This window comes from Enterobacter sp. MEB024 (assembly GCF_030209635.1).
GTDB classification, from domain to species: Bacteria; Pseudomonadota; Gammaproteobacteria; order Enterobacterales; family Enterobacteriaceae; genus Enterobacter; species Enterobacter ludwigii.
Genome location: NZ_JARVRQ010000013.1, coordinates 1 through 17,408 on the forward strand (window position 1 = coordinate 1; position 17,408 = coordinate 17,408).

General features: G+C 55.8%; 12 protein-coding genes. 9 read left to right on the forward strand and 3 right to left on the reverse strand.

What is annotated here, in order from left to right; translation table 11 throughout:
* Window positions 1-191 precede the first annotated feature (191 nt).
* The 3 genes from murB to QRN24_RS18420 are packed head-to-tail and all read left to right on the forward strand — an operon-like array spanning window position 192 to window position 3,181.
* Entirely contained in the window at window positions 192-1,220 is a 1,029-nt protein-coding gene (gene murB, locus QRN24_RS18410; RefSeq protein ID WP_047742659.1) for a UDP-N-acetylmuramate dehydrogenase, read from the forward strand.
* Window positions 1,217-2,179, forward strand: a complete 963-nt coding sequence (birA, locus tag QRN24_RS18415) for a bifunctional biotin--[acetyl-CoA-carboxylase] ligase/biotin operon repressor BirA (protein WP_047355813.1) — start codon at window positions 1,217-1,219, stop codon at window positions 2,177-2,179. The genes murB and birA overlap by 4 nt, the downstream gene beginning before the upstream one ends.
* A gap of 6 nt (window positions 2,180-2,185) precedes the next feature.
* Window positions 2,186-3,181 (forward strand): family 8 glycosyl hydrolase, encoded by a 996-nt coding sequence (locus QRN24_RS18420; protein ID WP_270293051.1) that lies wholly within the window; start codon window positions 2,186-2,188, stop codon window positions 3,179-3,181.
* Window positions 3,182-3,225: 44 nt separating this feature from the next.
* Here the strand turns inward: QRN24_RS18420 and bcsG are convergent, their stop codons facing one another.
* The 3 genes from bcsG to bcsE are packed head-to-tail and all read right to left on the reverse strand — an operon-like array spanning window position 3,226 to window position 6,651.
* Complete coding sequence (bcsG, locus tag QRN24_RS18425) at window positions 3,226-4,905, reverse strand: cellulose biosynthesis protein BcsG (protein WP_020884479.1); 1,680 nt, start codon at window positions 4,903-4,905, stop codon at window positions 3,226-3,228.
* Entirely contained in the window at window positions 4,898-5,095 is a 198-nt protein-coding gene (gene bcsF / locus QRN24_RS18430; protein ID WP_025202797.1) for a cellulose biosynthesis protein BcsF, read from the reverse strand. The genes bcsG and bcsF overlap by 8 nt, the downstream gene beginning before the upstream one ends.
* Window positions 5,089-6,651 carry a cellulose biosynthesis c-di-GMP-binding protein BcsE gene (gene bcsE / locus QRN24_RS18435; RefSeq protein ID WP_020884480.1) on the reverse strand — a complete coding sequence of 521 codons (1,563 nt, stop codon included), beginning with the start codon at window positions 6,649-6,651 and terminating at the stop codon, window positions 5,089-5,091. The genes bcsF and bcsE overlap by 7 nt, the downstream gene beginning before the upstream one ends.
* 173 nt (window positions 6,652-6,824) lie before the next feature.
* Between bcsE and bcsR the strand changes: the two genes are divergently transcribed.
* From bcsR to bcsC, 6 genes are read left to right on the forward strand one after another with little or no spacing between them, the layout of a single operon-like run.
* Window positions 6,825-7,013, forward strand: coding sequence for a cellulose biosynthesis protein BcsR (gene bcsR / locus QRN24_RS18440; protein ID WP_020884481.1), 189 nt, complete (start codon window positions 6,825-6,827; stop codon window positions 7,011-7,013).
* An 11-nt stretch (window positions 7,014-7,024) separates the two neighbouring features.
* Window positions 7,025-7,777, forward strand: a complete 753-nt coding sequence (bcsQ, locus tag QRN24_RS18445) for a cellulose biosynthesis protein BcsQ (RefSeq protein WP_025202798.1) — start codon at window positions 7,025-7,027, stop codon at window positions 7,775-7,777.
* A complete protein-coding gene (bcsA, locus tag QRN24_RS18450) occupies window positions 7,774-10,389 on the forward strand; it encodes a UDP-forming cellulose synthase catalytic subunit (protein ID WP_025202799.1) in 2,616 nt (871 codons plus the stop codon). Before bcsQ ends, bcsA begins: the two co-directional genes overlap by 4 nt.
* 10 nt (window positions 10,390-10,399) lie before the next feature.
* Window positions 10,400-12,820 carry a cellulose biosynthesis cyclic di-GMP-binding regulatory protein BcsB gene (bcsB, locus tag QRN24_RS18455; protein WP_032670490.1) on the forward strand — a complete coding sequence of 807 codons (2,421 nt, stop codon included), beginning with the start codon at window positions 10,400-10,402 and terminating at the stop codon, window positions 12,818-12,820.
* 6 nt (window positions 12,821-12,826) lie between these two features.
* Window positions 12,827-13,933 (forward strand): cellulose synthase complex periplasmic endoglucanase BcsZ, encoded by a 1,107-nt coding sequence (gene bcsZ, locus QRN24_RS18460; protein ID WP_020884485.1) that lies wholly within the window; start codon window positions 12,827-12,829, stop codon window positions 13,931-13,933.
* Window positions 13,915-17,397, forward strand: coding sequence for a cellulose synthase complex outer membrane protein BcsC (gene bcsC, locus QRN24_RS18465; RefSeq protein WP_073397708.1), 3,483 nt, complete (start codon window positions 13,915-13,917; stop codon window positions 17,395-17,397). The genes bcsZ and bcsC overlap by 19 nt, the downstream gene beginning before the upstream one ends.
* Window positions 17,398-17,408 lie beyond the last annotated feature (11 nt).

Consider the following 17,408-nt stretch of genomic DNA (forward strand, 5'->3'; position numbering starts at 1 on the left):
CCGTAGCGCCGATGGTAGTGTGGGGTCTCCCCATGTGAGAGTAGGGAACTGCCAGGCATCAAATAAGTGAAGAGGCCATCCGAAAGGATGGCCTTTTTGCGTTTTTATCCCTTCCTCGTTTCTCTAAACTAATCACCTATCCCCCCGTATATACGGTAAACTATCCCGGTTTTTGTCTCAGGATAGCGTCTATGAATCACTCCCTTAAGCCTTGGAATACCTTTGGCATTCAACGTAATGCTAATAAAATTGTACGTGCCGATACTGCACAGCAGCTGCTGGATGCCTGGCAAAGCGCAACAGAACAAGACGAACCTGTACTGATTCTGGGCGAAGGAAGTAATGTCCTGTTTCTCGATGATTTTGCGGGAACGGTGATCGTTAACCGCATCATGGGAATTGATGTGGAAGAGCGCGCCGATAGCTGGCATCTGCACGTTGGCGCCGGTGAAAACTGGCATCATCTGGTGCAATACACCCTGGACAAAGGGATGCCAGGACTGGAAAACCTTGCCCTTATCCCTGGCTGCGCCGGATCATCCCCCATTCAAAATATCGGTGCCTATGGCATCGAACTGAAACACGTTTGTGAATACGTAGATTGTATTGAGCTGTCGACCGGCGCGGCTCAGCGTTTAACCGCTGAACAGTGCCGTTTTGGCTACCGTGACAGTATTTTCAAGCATGAATATCAGGATCGCTACGTGATTGTCGCCGTAGGCCTGCGTCTGTCAAAAAACTGGCAGCCGGTGCTGACCTACGGTGATTTAACGCGTCTCGATCCCGAAACGGCGACTGCCCGTGATGTTTTTGACTCGGTGTGCCATATGCGCACGACCAAACTTCCTGATCCTAAAGTGAATGGAAATGCGGGAAGCTTCTTCAAAAACCCGGTTATCAGCAGCGAAAACGCACAAGCGTTTCTTGCAGGTTGGCCTGCCGCCCCCCATTACCCACAGGCGGATGGTAGCGTGAAGCTGGCCGCGGGCTGGCTTATCGATCAGTGCCAGTTAAAAGGCGCCTCCGTGGGCGGTGCGGCCGTTCATCGCCAGCAGGCTCTGGTGCTGATTAATCAAAACGATGCGACCAGCGAGGATGTTGTCCAGTTGGCCCATCACGTCCGTCAGCAAGTGGGCGAAAAATTTAACGTCTGGCTGGAGCCAGAGGTCCGCTTCATTGGCCGTACGGGTGAAGTGAATGCCGTGGAGGTTATCGCGTGAAGGACAATACTATCCCTTTAACCCTGATAAGCATTCTTGCCGACGGTGAATTCCATTCCGGCGAGCAGCTGGGTGAACACCTGGGCATGAGCCGTGCCGCCATTAACAAGCATATCCAGACCCTCCGCGACTGGGGTGTTGATGTCTTTACGGTACCCGGAAAAGGCTACAGCCTGCCGGAGCCGATTCAGCTGCTGAATGAAGAGCTGATCCGCAGCCAGGTAGAGCAGGGCAATGTTGCGGTCTTGCCGGTGATCGATTCGACCAACCAGTACCTTATGGATCGACTCAGCGAATTATCCTCCGGGGATGCCTGTGTAGCCGAGTACCAGCAGGCCGGGCGTGGCCGTCGAGGCCGCAAGTGGTTTTCGCCATTTGGTGCCAACCTCTATCTCTCCATGTACTGGCGTCTGGAGCAGGGTCCGGCTGCTGCTGTTGGCCTGAGTCTGGTCATCGGGATTGTGATGGCGGAAGTGCTGCACGATCTGGGCGCTGATAAGGTGCGGGTGAAATGGCCAAACGACCTTTATCTGAACGATCGTAAACTTGCCGGTATTCTCGTTGAATTAACGGGTAAAACAGGCGACGCGGCGCAAATTGTCATTGGTGCAGGCCTCAATATGGTGATGCGCAATGTACAAAATGACGTGGTGAATCAGGCGTGGACCAACCTGCAGGAAGCGGGGATCACCATCGATCGCAACACCCTTGCCGTGCGTATGATAAAAGAATTACGCAGTTCGCTTTCGCTCTTTGAACAAGAGGGGTTGGCATCCTTCCTGTCCCGTTGGGAAAAGCTGGATAACTTTATTAACCGTCCGGTGAAATTGCTGATTGGTGATAAAGAGATCTACGGTATTTCCCGCGGCATCGACGCACAGGGCGCGTTGCTCCTGGAGCAGGATGGCGTGATCAAACCCTGGGTGGGCGGTGAGATTTCACTGCGCAGCGCGGAATAACCCATTATGCGAAAACCCGCATGCGCCGCTCTGGCCGTCATGATGAGTTTACTGTTCTCCCCCCTCTCTCAGGCGGGCCAGGCCTGGGAGAGTTACAAAGCACGCTTCTTTACGCCGGAAGGGCGGATTGTCGATACCGGCAACGGTAATGTTTCGCATACTGAAGGCCAGGGCTTCGCCATGCTGATGGCGGTGGCTAACGACGATAAAACCACGTTCGATAAGCTCTGGAAATGGACTGACAGTACGCTGAAGAACAAAGAAAATGGTCTGTTTTACTGGCGTTATAACCCTGCCGAGTCCAACCCGATTGCTGACAAAAATAACGCCGCCGATGGCGATGTCCTGATTGCCTGGGCGCTGTTGAAAGCGGATACGCGCTGGCATGACAAACAGTACAGCGCCGCATCGGATGCGATAACGAAAGCACTCATTAGCCACACCGTGACCCGTTATGCGGGTTACCGCGTGATGCTGCCCGGCGTCCAGGGGTTTACCCTCGACGGTGAGATCGTGCTTAACCCCTCTTATTTCGTCTTCCCGGCCTGGCAGGCCTTTGCCAGTCGCAGCCATTCGCCGGTCTGGGGCAAGTTGATTCAGAATGGCCATCGTTTGCTGGCAAAAATGGGATCGGGTAAAGCTAGGCTTCCCACGGACTGGGTCTCGCTGGACTCTACGGGCACGTTGTCCCCGGCCAAAGCCTGGCCGCCACGGATGAGCTACGACGCGATCCGCATTCCACTTTACCTGGCCTGGTCTGATAAGAAGAGCCCGCTGTTAACGCCGTGGCGAGCCTGGTTCGGTCAGTTCCCCCGCGAACAAACTCCCGCATGGGTAAACGTGACGACCAATGAATATGCGCCTTACATGATGGAAGGGGGGCTGCTGGCGGTACGTGATTTAACGATGGGACAGCCATCCGGAGAACCCGAGATCACTGCAAAGGATGATTACTACTCCGCAAGCCTGAAAATGCTTGTATGGCTTGCTGAGCAGCCATAACGGAACGGGTGAGCCCTCTCCCCTGGGGGAGAGGGAAATGCGGTTTACTGCGGATAAGGTACCCAGTCTCCACCGTTCAGGCGAACGTACGGTTTGTTCTGATACTGAATCACGACCGCGTTCGCGTTCTCAGAGACTTCGGCAGTTTGCGGCAGGTTACTGGTAAGCTGATCCCAGTTCACGCTGTCTTCCACAAACAGTTTGCCGTCAACCGCGCGGGCAACCAGTTCTGAAATGGCCAGATAGCTGGTTGGCTGGGCGATCTCAATCGGTGCGCCCTGATGAGGTGCCTTCATACCAAAGAATTTAATGCCTGCCGGTACGTTGGTAATAGACGGGCTAGGGATATCACGCAGACCTGACACCTGCATTCTGTCGCCTTTCAGCGCGGCGCCGTGTTCAGGTACCACAACCACCATCACTTTACGGCCCGATTTATCCAGCTCCGTAAAGAATGCGTCCAGTTCATCGAAGAATTTCTGCGCACGAACTTTATAATCGGCCGTTTTGCTCACGCCAGGGAAGTGGTTACCATCGTGAAGCGGCAGCGTGTTGTAGAACGTTGCACTGCGCGGATTACTGTCTTTTTCGATGGTCTTCAGCCAGCGTTGCAGCACGGCGGTATCGTCATAAACAGGTGAACCGTCAAAGCCCAGCAGAGTGACCGGCAGTCCGGTTTGATCCATCAGCTGTGCCTGCATACCACCCTGTTCGCGTACCTCTTTCAGGAAGTTACCGAACTGGCCGTTATGTCCCAGCATCAGATGCTGCGTGAAGCCCAGTTTTGAGAGGTTATCGAACAGATAACACTGGTTGCCGGCGGGTTGATACAGGTTCTTATGCGATGTCTGACCGCAGCTTGCACGAAGCAGGCGAATTGCCGCCGGGCCGCTGTACGAGGTGGCAGAGTTAAAGTCTTTAAACTGGATATCGAAATGGGACCACAGCGGGTGAGACATCAAACCCGCGGCATCGACGTCAGCCCAGGAGAGTGAACAGATGTTGATCACCAGCAGCTCAAACGGCTGAGCATCCGCCGGCAGGGCTTCCGGGAATTTGGTCTGACGTTTATCTTCCGCGGTATAGAAGCTGGAGAGCCAGGCGTTCAGGTTAGTGGACGTCGGCGGTGCGGTCTGCGTCGGGATATCGCCGACCACAGGCGTATCACCTGCCGTCGTGACGGTTGCCGCTGCACTTCCCCCGGTAGTGGTCACCGTGGTCGTGGGTTGACCCGCGGGCCACAGGGAGAAGTCTGGACCCGCAAGCGTTAGCACGTTCAGCCAGATCATAATGGCGACGACAAATACCGTGACGCGGATCCATTGTGACAGGAACAGCCAGGCCACCAGCAGCACAAAGACGGCACCTATCATTTGCCAGTTAATAAAGCGCTCGGTCAGGTCAAGGACATAGCTGGCGCTAAACCCTGCCACCTGCGAACCCTGACTCATAATGCTGTCCGGCCCCGGCAGCCAAGTGTCATGCCAGAACAGAGCAAAGCCGACAGGGATAGCAATCCAGTGACGCAAGCGATGCAGCCTGATATTGGGCAAAGGCATCAGCAGGAAAGCCATAAACACCAGGTTGAGCAGGGGATGGAAATTCAGATAGCCTGCCCACAGCAGACCAAACTTCACCAGAAAGTAGAAGTTCCAGCCGGAAAGGCCGCGCCAGTATTGCCAGAGCGGCGATGGTGACGAAGCGGTATAGGTAGAATTAGTCATGTTTTCGGTCTGCCTTGACGTGTGATGCCCGTGTCAGTGTTCCGGCTGGTTTTACATAGCGAGGTTTTACAAACAGCACTCTGGCCGTATCGCGGATACGGCGTATGGAATGGCGCGCATAGTAGCCAAGCGGGAAAAAGATCAGCGCACAGAATACGACCAGTTGAATGATATCGCTGATATTCATGATGGTGCGTTCTCCCCATTCTCAGTTAACAGGCGAAGGGGTTCCGGTATTCGCCGCCAGACGTGTCCGTCATGTCGGGCGTTGAGAATCGGTTTGGCATCGCTCTTCACGGTGAGCGGTTTCGCCCATTGTTCAGGCTCGAGGGCACGCATCTGCACCAGCTCTGCACTGATAGAATTATCTTCGAACCAGATCATACGGTTCGAGAAAATATCCCCGGTTGGCAGGGGAAAGATATGGTTAAGGGCGGTATCAAGATCGTTTATCCGGCAGAAGGACAAGAACAGCACCAGGCGGTTGTCGCCGATGGTCATGATGTCTCCTGTGCGGTTCGGACGACATAACGTGAGCGCCTGTTCAACGCGGATACCCGGTACCGGGCGCAAGGCAACCATCACCCCTTTCCCGTCTGCAGGAAGCAGCGTGTTGCTCATCATGTTGCCGACGGCGTCGCAGAAGGTATCCCATTTCTGGTATCCGCGCAGCTTCATCGGCTGCGTCATGGAGAGCAGGGTGGAGATATCTTCCGGTACGTGACGGTTGAACTGCTGACCCTGAACGCTTTCGAGAAGCGTCAGGCAGCGTGATAACGGCGCATTCCACGGAATCACCATATTGGCACCGCAGCCCAGAAGCAGGCGCTCATCCGTGGCGCGAAGGCTGGTGTTATTTTCGCGCACCACTATTTTTAAGGCGCTTCCGCGCTGGCGACGTAAGGTGTGGATCTGTCGCGCCAGCGTTTCAATCTGGTTATTTTGCATGAGCGAAAAAACAATGGTTGCCGCCTGGGTTGTGCGAGCTTCATTAAAAAGCGCTTCGTTAGAATCAAACAACGACCAATTTTCCGAGAGCGCAGGCGCCCCCTCTAAAACGGCAATATGGCTCAGGATTCGTTTTTCATCGCTGCGCGGTTGCACCACGGTTTCTTCCTGCTGCGCCAGGTGCCATTCGCCCTCAATATGTTTAAGGGTGAGCTGTTGTCTGGCGCTTACGCCTTTTTCATTACACCAGAACGCAATATCGTAGAGATAGCTGTCTGCCTGGTTCCGAAGACTCGCCAGACCAAACAGGGAGCGATATTCGCCCATTAAAAGGGAAAACAGTTTGTCGTTATTACTGCCAGGATTGACTATCAATAGCGTGCAATTTTGAAATTTTGCCCATTTATTGATTTTTTCCAGCCAGGGCAGTAGTTTTTCAGCAGGGATATTTTGCAGGGCGTTATTTGAGCATTTCAGAATCACCAGATAGTGATCCGGATCAATAGAGCACTGAATGTCGCGGGACAAAAAGTATAGACTATCGGCCTCCGCAGGCATGGAAAATAATCGCACCGTCTGCGGACCGCGATCGTTTTCAAGGGTGATAATTTTCTTTGGCTCTTCGCCCATGCTCACGACGGCCACGCGGGAATCCTTGCCCTGAGCGGCAATTGTCTTGTTTACCAGACTGATAGCATCTTCATTACGATCCGTATTAATCCACCAGACTCCTCCGACTGGCATGTGGCTCAATTCGTCCCATAATGACTGGATGCCAATAGAAAATATGGAGTCCACGGTGTCCCTCTTTTCGTTTAATTTCTCTGTATCTCAGTTTACTAGCGAAAGCGTAGAAATAAACCTAACATTGAAATTAAAGAACATCAGATTTAGCATGTAAATGAAATTTGATAGGGCAGGAAGCCTCGCTACTTCTGATTGTGCGATTTTACTCAAAGGGATGGAATAGAATGGATAATAACGAACCCGGCACCCCAGTCGACTCAACCCTGGGTTACACATTCCAGAACGACTTTCTGGCGCTGACGCAGGCGTTTTCATTACCTGAAATAGATTACACCGACATTTCCCAGCGGGAACAGTTGGCCGCGGCTATTAAACGTTGGCCGCTATTAGCTGAATTTGCCCAACAACAATAAGGGAGCCATTGATGGCCATACTAGGATTACAGGGCGTCCGTGGTGGAGTAGGTACAACATCCGTTACCGCGGCGCTGGCGTGGTCATTACAGCTTTTAGGTGAATCGGTATTGGTGATTGACGCCTGTGCCGATAATTTGCTGCGCATGTCGTTTAATGTCGACTTTACGCGTACAGAGGGTTGGGCTCGCGCGCTGCTTGATGATAAAGACTGGCGCGATGCGGGTATGCGTTATACCTCGCAGCTTGATGTACTGCCCTTTGGCCAATTGACCACTACCGAGCGTGAAAATGAAGCTGCCTATCAGCGTCTGTTTTCCCAGTTCACCGTCGCGCTGCAGGAGCTGAAAGAAAAAGGCCATTATAAGTGGATCCTTCTGGATCTGCCGCACGGCGCCGGCACGCTGACCCGACAGCTTATGGCGCAGTGCGATCGCGTGCTGTCGATTGTGAACGTCGACGCGAATTGCCATATTCGTCTGCATCAGCAAGGGTTGCCTGAAAATGGTCATATCCTGATTAATGATTTACGCATTGGCAGCCAGATCCAGGACGATCTGTATCAGGTTTGGCTGCAAAGCCAGCGCCGTCTGCTGCCGATTGTTATCCATCGTGATGAGGGCATGGCGGAATGCCTTGCCTCCAAACAACCACTCGGTGAATACCGCAGCGATTCCCTGGCGGCAGAAGAGATCCTGACGCTGGCGAACTGGTGTCTGCTGCACTTTGCCAAAGGGGCAGAGCCTGCAGGGAGTTCTGTATGAGCCGTCTCGCCAGCTGGTTACTCATCCCGCCGGTCAGTTCGCGTCTGAGCGAACATTACCGGCATTTTCGCCGGCACGGAGCTTCGGCATTCAGCGCCGCGCTCGGCTGCTTCTGGATGATTCTGGCCTGGACGTTCATTCCCCTCGAACACCCGCGCTGGCAGCGCATTCGTGCGCAGCACAGTGAGTTATATCCGCATATTCATCCCGATCGCCCGCGACCCTTGGATCCGGCGCGTTATATCATTCAGGCTGTCTGGCTGGTGGCCACGTCGTCCCGCTCAGAAAACAAAGCGCCGCGCTGGCGCAGCTTCTCCCGCGTGCAACATTTACGTGAGCGCTATCACCAGTGGCTGGACAGTTTGCCTGACCGCGTGGGTGACAAGACCAGCCATCTGGATAACCATAAAGAGCTCGGGCATCTGCACCCGGGCTTGCGGCGTTTTATACTCGGCGTAATTGTCGTTTTCTCGCTCATTCTGGCCCTGGTCTGTATTACGCAGCCCTTTAACCCCCTGGCGCAGTTCACCTTCCTGATCCTGCTGTGGGGTGTGGCATTGCTGGTACGCCGTATTCCGGGACGCTTCTCCGCCCTGATGCTGATTGTGCTGTCACTGACCGTCTCCTGTCGCTACATCTGGTGGCGTTACACCTCAACGCTCAACTGGGATGACCCGGTCAGCCTGGTGTGCGGTCTGGTTCTGCTGTTTGCGGAAACGTACGCCTGGGTTGTACTGGTGCTGGGGTATTTCCAGGTCATCTGGCCGCTCAACCGTCAGCCGGTTCCGCTGCCAAAAGACACGTCACAATGGCCGTCTGTCGATCTCTTCGTGCCGACCTACAACGAAGACCTGAGCGTGGTAAAAAACACGATTTACGCCGCGCTGGGTATCGACTGGCCGAAAGATAAACTCAAAATCTGGGTTCTGGATGACGGCGGCCGCCCGGCGTTCCGCCAGTTCGCGGAAGAGGTGGGTGTCGAGTACATCGCCCGTACCACGCATGAACACGCCAAGGCCGGGAACATCAACAACGCCCTCAAATATGCCAAAGGTGAGTTTGTCTCAATCTTTGACTGCGACCACGTGCCGACGCGCTCGTTCCTGCAGATGACGATGGGCTGGTTCCTGAAGGAGAAAGAGCTGGCGATGATGCAGACGCCGCACCATTTCTTCTCGCCGGATCCATTTGAACGTAACCTTGGCCGTTTCCGTAAAACCCCTAACGAAGGTACGCTGTTCTATGGCCTGGTGCAGGACGGGAACGACATGTGGGATGCGACTTTCTTCTGCGGTTCCTGTGCGGTTATTCGCCGTAAACCGCTGGATGAGATCGGTGGCATTGCCGTCGAAACGGTCACCGAAGATGCGCATACCTCGCTGCGCCTGCACCGTCGGGGCTACACCTCTGCGTATATGCGTATTCCGCAGGCCGCGGGTCTGGCAACGGAATCTCTCTCGGCGCACATCGGCCAGCGTATTCGCTGGGCGCGCGGCATGGTGCAGATTTTCCGTCTCGATAACCCCCTGATTGGGAAAGGGCTGAAACTCGCGCAGCGTCTGTGCTACGTCAACGCCATGTTCCACTTCCTGTCCGGTATCCCGCGCCTCATCTTCCTGACCGCGCCGCTGGCGTTCCTGCTTCTTCACGCCTATATCATCTACGCGCCTGCGCTGATGATTGCGCTGTTCGTTCTGCCGCACATGATTCACGCGAGCCTGACGAACTCGAAGATTCAGGGTAAATACCGCCATTCGTTCTGGAGTGAAATCTACGAAACGGTGCTGGCCTGGTACATCGCGCCGCCGACGATGGTGGCGCTGATCAACCCGCACAAAGGTAAATTCAACGTCACTGCGAAGGGCGGTCTGGTGGAAGAGGAGTATGTCGACTGGGTCATCTCCCGGCCGTACATCTTCCTGGTGTTGCTGAATATCGTGGGCGTGATTGCCGGTATCTGGCGCTACTTCTACGGCCCGGAAAACGAGATCCTGACCGTGTTCGTGAGTATGGCATGGGTGTTCTACAACCTGATTATCCTCGGCGGCGCGGTTGCGGTGTCGGTGGAGAGCAAACAGGTCCGCCGTGCGCATCGCGTGGAAATCTGCATGCCTGCGGCAATCGCCCGTGAAGATGGTCACCTCTTCTCCTGTACTGTGCACGACTTCTCAGACGGTGGTCTGGGGATAAAAATCAACGGTCAGGCGAAGGTGCTGGAAGGGCAGAAGGTTAACCTGCTGCTGAAGCGCGGCCAGCAGGAGTACGTCTTCCCGACGCAGGTGGTGCGTGTAGCCGGTAATGAAGTCGGTCTGCAACTGATGCCGCTGACGAAAAAGCAACATATTGATTTTGTGCAGTGTACGTTTGCCCGCGCGGACACGTGGGCTCTCTGGCAGGACAGCTTCCCGGAAGATAAACCTCTGGAAAGCCTGCTGGATATTCTGAAGCTGGGGTTCCGTGGCTATCGTCACCTTGCAGAATTTGCCCCGTCGTCGGTGAAATTAATTTTCCGGTCCCTTACTTCGCTGGTTTCCTGGATCGTATCGTTCGTTCCTCGTCGTCCCGAGCGGGATGAGGCGAAGCAGGCGGACCCGGTTATGGCTCAACAATGATGATAACGCGATGAAAACTAAACTTTCCTGGTTATGTGCAGTGGCAATGGGGGTAAGTGCGCTCCCCACAACGATGGCTAACGCAGCACCCGATAACGCAGCGGCAACGCCTGCTCCGACGGTACCTGTGGTCGCCCAGGCGACCGATCCGGTTATCACCGCGGCACCCGGTCAAACGGAAAACGTCATTCCGAACCAGCCTACGGACGGCAACACCCTGCCGGCAGACAGCAATGTCGTCGGTCAGGTGATGCCGGGCGTACAGGGAGCGAACGCGCCTATTGTCGCGGAAGATGCCCCGTCACGGGACGTGAAGCTGAGCTTTGCGCAGATTGCGCCGCCGCCGGGCAGCATGGTGCTGCGCGGTATTAACCCTAACGGCGGCATTGAGTTCGGTATGCGCAGCGATGAGGTTGTCTCTCACGCCATGCTGAACCTTGAATACACGCCATCACCGTCGCTGTTGCCGGTACAGTCTCAGCTGAAGGTTTACCTGAATGATGAGCTGATGGACGTCCTGCCCGTCACAAAAGAGCAACTGGGTAAGAAAACACAGGCCCAGGTGCCGATTAACCCTCTTTTCATCACCGACTTTAACCGCATACGTCTGGAGTTTGTCGGTCACTACCGTGACGTCTGTGAGAACCCTGCCAGCAATACCCTGTGGGTAGACGTAGGACGCAACTCTTCGCTGCAGATGACCTACCAGTCGCTGGCGCTGAAAAACGACCTCTCGTCGTTCCCGGTTCCGTTCTTTGATCCGCGTGATAATCGTCAGTTAGTGCTGCCAATGGTGTTTGCGGCGTCTCCGGACGTCACCGAGCAGCTGGCGGCCACCATTGTGGCATCGTGGTTTGGTTCACGTTCCGGCTGGCGCGGGCAGAACTTCCCGGTAATGTACGACAAAATGCCGGACAGAAACGCGATCGTGTTTGCGACCAACGCGAAACGTCCTGCCTTCCTGCGCGATCACCCGGACGTAAAAGCGCCGACCATTGAGATGATGAGCCACCCGGATAACCCGTACGTGAAGCTGCTGGTGGTCTTCGGGCGTGATGATAAAGACCTGGTGCAGGCGGCAAAGGGCATTGCCCAGGGTAACGTTCTGTTCCGTGGAAACAGCGTGGTGGTGGATGAGGTTAAACCGCTGCTGCCGCGTAAACCTTATGACGCACCAAACTGGGTGCGTACTGACCGTGCCGTCACGTTTGGCGAACTGAAAACGTATGAAGAACAGCTGCAGGCGACGGGGCTTGAGCCAGCCCCAATTAGTCTGTCACTGAATCTGCCGCCAGACCTGTACCTGCTGCGCACCAACGGTATTGATATCAATCTGAGCTACCGTTACACCGCGCCGGCAACCAAAGACAGTTCACGCATGGATATCAGCCTGAACAACCAGTTCCTGCAATCTTTCAGTCTGACAAGCACGCAGGATACTAACCGACTGATGCTCCGTCTGCCGGTGTTGCAGGGGCTGCTGGACGGGAAAACGGACGTCTCTATTCCGGCGCTGAAGCTTGGGGCGATCAACCAGCTGCGCTTTGATTTCCAATACATGAACCCGATGCCCGGCGGCTCAGTGGATAACTGCATCACCTTCCAGCAAGTACAGAACCACGTTGTGATTGGTGATGAGTCAACCATCGACTTCTCGAAGTATTATCACTTCCTTGCCATGCCGGACCTGCGTGCATTTGCCAATGCCAGCTTCCCGTTCAGCCGTATGGCCGATCTCTCTGAATCCATTGTCGTCATGCCAAAAGCGCCAAATGAGGGCCAGGTGACGACCCTGCTGGACACCATGGCGTCCGTGGGTGCGCAGACCGGATTACCGGCAATTAATGTCACGTTGACTGACGATGGTAGCCAGATCCAGAACAAAGACGCGGACATCATGGTGATCGGTAACATCCCGGATAAGCTGAAGGATGACAAGCGTATCGATCTGCTGGTCAAAGCAGCGCAGTCCTGGGTTAACACGCCACTGCGTCAGACCGAGTTCCCGAGCATTATGCCGGATATCAACGATCGTCAGGCCAGCGTGCAGACAACCGTTACGTCTCAGGGGCCAATGGCCGCGGTGGTTGGCTTCCAGTCACCTTACAACGAGCAGCGTAGCGTAGTGGCGCTCCTGGCGGACAGCCCGCGTGGGTATGCGTTACTCAACAGCGCGATGAACGACAGCGGCAAACGTGCCGCGATGTATGGTTCGGTGGCGGTGATCCGCGAGTCTGGGGTCAATAGCCTGCGCGTGGGCGATGTGTACTACGTGGGCCATCTGCCGTGGTTCGAGCGTCTGTGGTATGCGCTGGCTAACCATCCGGTTCTGCTGGCTATCCTGGCCGCCGTCAGCGTGGTGTTGCTGGCGTGGGTGCTGTGGCGTCTGCTGCGTATCATCAGCCGTCGTCGCCTTAACCCGGATGAGTAACAGGTGATGAAAGCGTTTCGCTGGTGTGTGTTAGCAGCGTTGATGCTGGCGGCGATCCCTCTTCGCGCCGCCTGCACCTGGCCTGCCTGGGAGCAGTTTAAAAAGGATTACATCAGTGAGAGCGGGCGTGTCATTGATCCCAGCGACACGCGCAAAATCACCACGTCGGAAGGGCAAAGCTATGCGTTGTTCTTTGCCCTGGCCGCGAACGATCGCAAAGCCTTTGATCAATTGCTGACGTGGACGCGCGACAACCTGGCCGGGGGCAATCTGAACGATAATTTGCCCGCCTGGCTATGGGGTCAGAAAGACCACGACAACTGGGCGATAATCGATACCAACTCCGCCTCGGATGCCGATGTCTGGATTGCCTGGTCACTGCTTGAGGCGGGCCGGCTGTGGAAACATCCGGACTATACCCGCACGGGTAAGGCGCTCCTTAAACGCATTGCCCATGAGGAAGTGGTGAAAGTACCGGGACTCGGCTCCATGCTGCTGCCCGGGAAGGTCGGTTTTGCCGAGGAGAAAGCCTGGCGCTTTAACCCCAGCTATCTTCCTCCGCAGATAGCGAGCTATTTCACGCGCTTTGGTGCCCCGTGGACGACCCTTCGTGAAACCAATCTGCGCTTGTTGCTGGAAACGGCGCCAAAGGGGTTTTCGCCGGACTGGGTGCAGTATCAAAAAAACAGAGGCTGGCATTTGCAGCAGGATAAATCGCTGGTGGGCGGCTACGACGCCATCCGCGTCTACCTCTGGGTCGGAATGATGAGTGACAAAGACGCCCAGAAAGCCCGGTTGCTTACGCGCTTCCGGCCGATGGCGACAATGACCACGAAACACGGTGTACCGCCGGAAAAAGTGGATGTGGCGAGCGGGAAGCCTGCGGGCAAGGGGCCGGTCGGCTTTTCCGCTGCGATGCTGCCTTTTTTACAGCAGCGTGATGCGCAGGCGGTACAGCGCCAGCGCGTTGCAGATAATTTTCCCGATAATAATGCCTATTACAGCTACGTACTGACTCTCTTCGGGCAAGGATGGGATCAGCATCGTTTTCGCTTCACCGCTCAAGGTGAATTAATACCGGACTGGGGCCAGGAATGCGCAACTTCACAGTAAATCTTCTCAGTTTATCGCTTAGCCTGGCACTGATGCCGCTGGCTCAGGCCGCTAACTCCCCGCAGCAGCAACAGCTGCTGCAACAGGTGCGGCTGGGTGAATCGACGCAGCGTGAGGATTTGGTTCGTCAGTCGCTCTACCGCCTTGAGCTGATTGACCCGAACAACCCCGACGTCATTGCGGCGCGCTTTCGTTACCTGCTTCGTCAGGGTGATAACGCCGGTGCGCAAAAAGAGCTGGATCGTCTGAAAGGGATCGCGCCGGGCTCCAGTGCGTATCAGTCCTCGCGCAATACGATGCTGCTTTCTACGCCTGAAGGCCGTCAGCAGTTACAGCAGGCCCGGTTACTGGCTACAACGGGTCATACTCAGGAGGCCATTGCGGCCTATGACAAGCTTTTTGACGGTAATCCGCCGGGCGGTGACGTGGCGACGGAATACTGGAATGTTGTGGCGAAAGATCCTGCCCGCCGTAGCGTCGCCATTAACCAGCTGAAGAAAATTAACGCCAGCAGCCCGGGCAATACGCAGCTGCAGGGCACGCTGGCACAGCTGCTGTTCCAGACCGGTCGTCGCGATGAAGGCTTTGCGGTGTTGCAGGAGATGGCCAAATCCAGCAATGGCCGCAGCCAGGCATCTGATATGTGGTATGAGCAGATCAAAGATCAGCCTGTCAGCAACGCCAGCGTCAGCGCGCTGCAAAAATACCTGAGCGTCTTCAGTGACGGCGACAGCGTAGCGGCGGCGCGTACTCAACTTGATACGCAGCAAAAACAGCTAGCCGATCCAACCTTCCGTGCGAAAGCACAAGGGCTGGCGGCGGTGGATGCCGGGCAGGGCGATAAGGCGGTGGCGGATCTGCAAAAAGCGGTCAGCGCAAATCATGCCGACAGCGAAGCCGTGGGCGCGCTTGGACAGGCGTACTCTCAGAAAGGCGATCGCGCCCGTGCGGTGGCGCAGTTTGAAAAGGCGATCGCCCTCGATCCGCAGAGCGATAACCGCGGTAAATGGGACAGTTTGCTGAAAGTTAACCGCTACTGGCTGCTGATCCAGCAGGGTGATACCGCCCTGAAAGCGAACAATACGGCGCAGGCGGAACGTTATTACCAGCAGGCGCGTACACTCGACAATACCGACAGTTATGCGGTGCTGGGGCTGGGAGATGCCGCGGCGGCGCGTAAAGACACGGCTGCGGCGGAACGTTATTACCGTCAGGCGCTGCGTATGGACAGCGGTAACAGCAATGCCGTTCGTGGCCTTGCCAATGTTTATCGTGCGCAGTCCCCGGAAAAGGCCGCGCAGTTTATCCAGTCGCTCTCTGCCAGCCAGCGCCGAAGCATTGATGACATTGAACGTAGCCTGACCAACGAGCAGCTGTCAGCCCAGGCGGAACAGCTGGAAAACCAGGGGCAATACGCTCAGGCGGCGGAAATTCAGCGTCGTCGTCTGGCACTCTCTCCGGGCGACGTCTGGATAACCTACCGTCTGTCGCGCGATCTCTATAGCGCGGGCCAGCGCAGCCAGGCGGATAACCTGATGCGCCAGCTTGCCAGCCAGAAACCGTCCGATCCGGAACAGGTGTATGCCAGTGGGCTGTATCTCTCCGGAAACGATCAGGACCGGGCCGCGCTCACGCATCTGGAGACGCTTCCGCGCAGCCAGTGGAACGCCAATATTAAGGAGCTTGCCGACCGCCTGCAGAGTAACCAGACGCTGGAAACGGCAAACCGACTGCGCGACAGCGGCAAAGAGCAGGAGGCGGAAAACCTCCTTCGCCAGCAACCGTCCTCTACCCGTATCGACTTAACCCTTGCGGACTGGGCGCAGCAGCGTGGCGATCTGGAGGCCGCGAAAACGGCTTACAACACCGTGCTGGAGCGTGAACCGCAGAACGAAGATGCGATCCTCGGTCTGACCGAAGTGTATAGCGCCCAGGGCAACAAAGAGGCAGCCCGTGCCGCGCTGGCAAAACTGCCTGCTGCGCAAAACGGAGAGCCGCTGTCGCTCAATATGCAGCGCCGGATCGCGATGGCGCAGGCAGGCCTTGGGGATTCCGCCGCCGCAGAGCAGACGTTCAGCAAGATTATTCCTCAGGCGAAATCACAGCCTGCATCTATGGAAAACGCGCTGGTATTACGTGATGCCGCACGTTTCCAGACGCAAAATGGTCAGCCTCAGCAGGCACTGGAAACGTATAAAGATGCGATGGTGTCGTCAGGCGTCACGACGACACGTCCGGCTGACAATGACAGCTTTACCCGCCTGACGCGTAACGACGAAAAAGACGACTGGCTGAAACGCGGCGTGCGTAGCGACGCCGGTGATTTGTACCGTCAGCAGGATGTTAACGTCACGCTGCAGCATGATTACTGGGGCTCCAGCGGCACCGGCGGCTATTCCGATCTTAAAGCGCATACCACCATGTTACAGGCGGATGCACCACTGGCGGATGGCCGTATGTTCCTGCGTAGCGATTTGGTCAATATGGATGCCGGGTCCTTTTCCACCGATAACGGTACCTACGATCCGAAATGGGGCACTTGTGCCGAAACGCCGTGTAGTGGCAACACGCATCAGTCAGCAAATGGTGCGAGTATTGCCGTGGGCTGGCAGAACAAAACCTGGGCGTGGGATATTGGTACCACGCCGATGGGCTTTGACGTTGTCGACGTGGTCGGTGGTGTAAGCTACAGCAGTGACCTGGGGCCAATCGGTTATACCGTTAATGCCCATCGTCGCCCGATCTCCAGCTCTCTGCTCGCCTTTGCCGGGCAAAAAGATACCAACACCGGCACCACCTGGGGCGGCGTGCGCGCAACCGGCGGTGGCGCGAGCATCAGTTATGACAAAGGTGAGGCGCACGGCGTCTGGTCGAGCCTGAATGCGGAAACGCTGACGGGTAAAAATGTGGAAGATAACTGGCGCGTCCGCTGGATGACCGGTTACTACTACAAGCTCATCAATAAAAACAATGAGCGTCTGACCGTCGGCGTGAGCAACATGCTCTGGCACTACGATAAAGATCTGAGCGGTTATACCCTGGGTCAGGGCGGTTATTACAGCCCGCAGGAGTATGTCTCCTTCGCGTTGCCTGTCACCTGGCGTAAACGTACCGAGAACTGGTCCTGGGAGCTGGGCGGATCGGTGTCATGGTCTCATTCTAAAACTAACGACGTGATGCGCTACCCCATTCAGGGACTGATTCCGACCGATGAGCCCGGTCGCTACACCGACAGAGGCGAAATGGAAACCGGCAGCAGCTCCTCAGGCACGGGTTATACCGCACGGGCCATTATCGAGCGCCGGGTCACGTCCAACTGGTTTGTGGGCCTCGGTGTGGATATTCAGGAAGCAAAAGATTATACCCCAAGCCACGCACTGCTTTATGTACGCTACTCTGCTGCAGGCTGGCAGGGCGATATGGACTTACCGCCGCAGCCGCTGATCCCTTACGCGGACTGGTAATCGGATTTAAC

What these genes read in the sequence shown, in the direction of transcription:
- murB (WP_047742659.1), top strand. Translation starts at nt 192, where the DNA reads ATGAATCACTCCCTTAAGCCTTGGAATACCTTTGGCATTCAACGTAAT.
- QRN24_RS18420 (WP_270293051.1), top strand. Translation starts at nt 2,186, where the DNA reads ATGCGAAAACCCGCATGCGCCGCTCTGGCCGTCATGATGAGTTTACTG.
- bcsG (WP_020884479.1), bottom strand. Translation starts at nt 4,905, where the DNA reads ATGACTAATTCTACCTATACCGCTTCGTCACCATCGCCGCTCTGGCAA.
- bcsR (WP_020884481.1), top strand. Translation starts at nt 6,825, where the DNA reads ATGGATAATAACGAACCCGGCACCCCAGTCGACTCAACCCTGGGTTAC.
- bcsQ (WP_025202798.1), top strand. Translation starts at nt 7,025, where the DNA reads ATGGCCATACTAGGATTACAGGGCGTCCGTGGTGGAGTAGGTACAACA.
- bcsA (WP_025202799.1), top strand. Translation starts at nt 7,774, where the DNA reads ATGAGCCGTCTCGCCAGCTGGTTACTCATCCCGCCGGTCAGTTCGCGT.
- bcsB (WP_032670490.1), top strand. Translation starts at nt 10,400, where the DNA reads ATGAAAACTAAACTTTCCTGGTTATGTGCAGTGGCAATGGGGGTAAGT.
- bcsZ (WP_020884485.1), top strand. Translation starts at nt 12,827, where the DNA reads ATGAAAGCGTTTCGCTGGTGTGTGTTAGCAGCGTTGATGCTGGCGGCG.
- bcsC (WP_073397708.1), top strand. Translation starts at nt 13,915, where the DNA reads ATGCGCAACTTCACAGTAAATCTTCTCAGTTTATCGCTTAGCCTGGCA.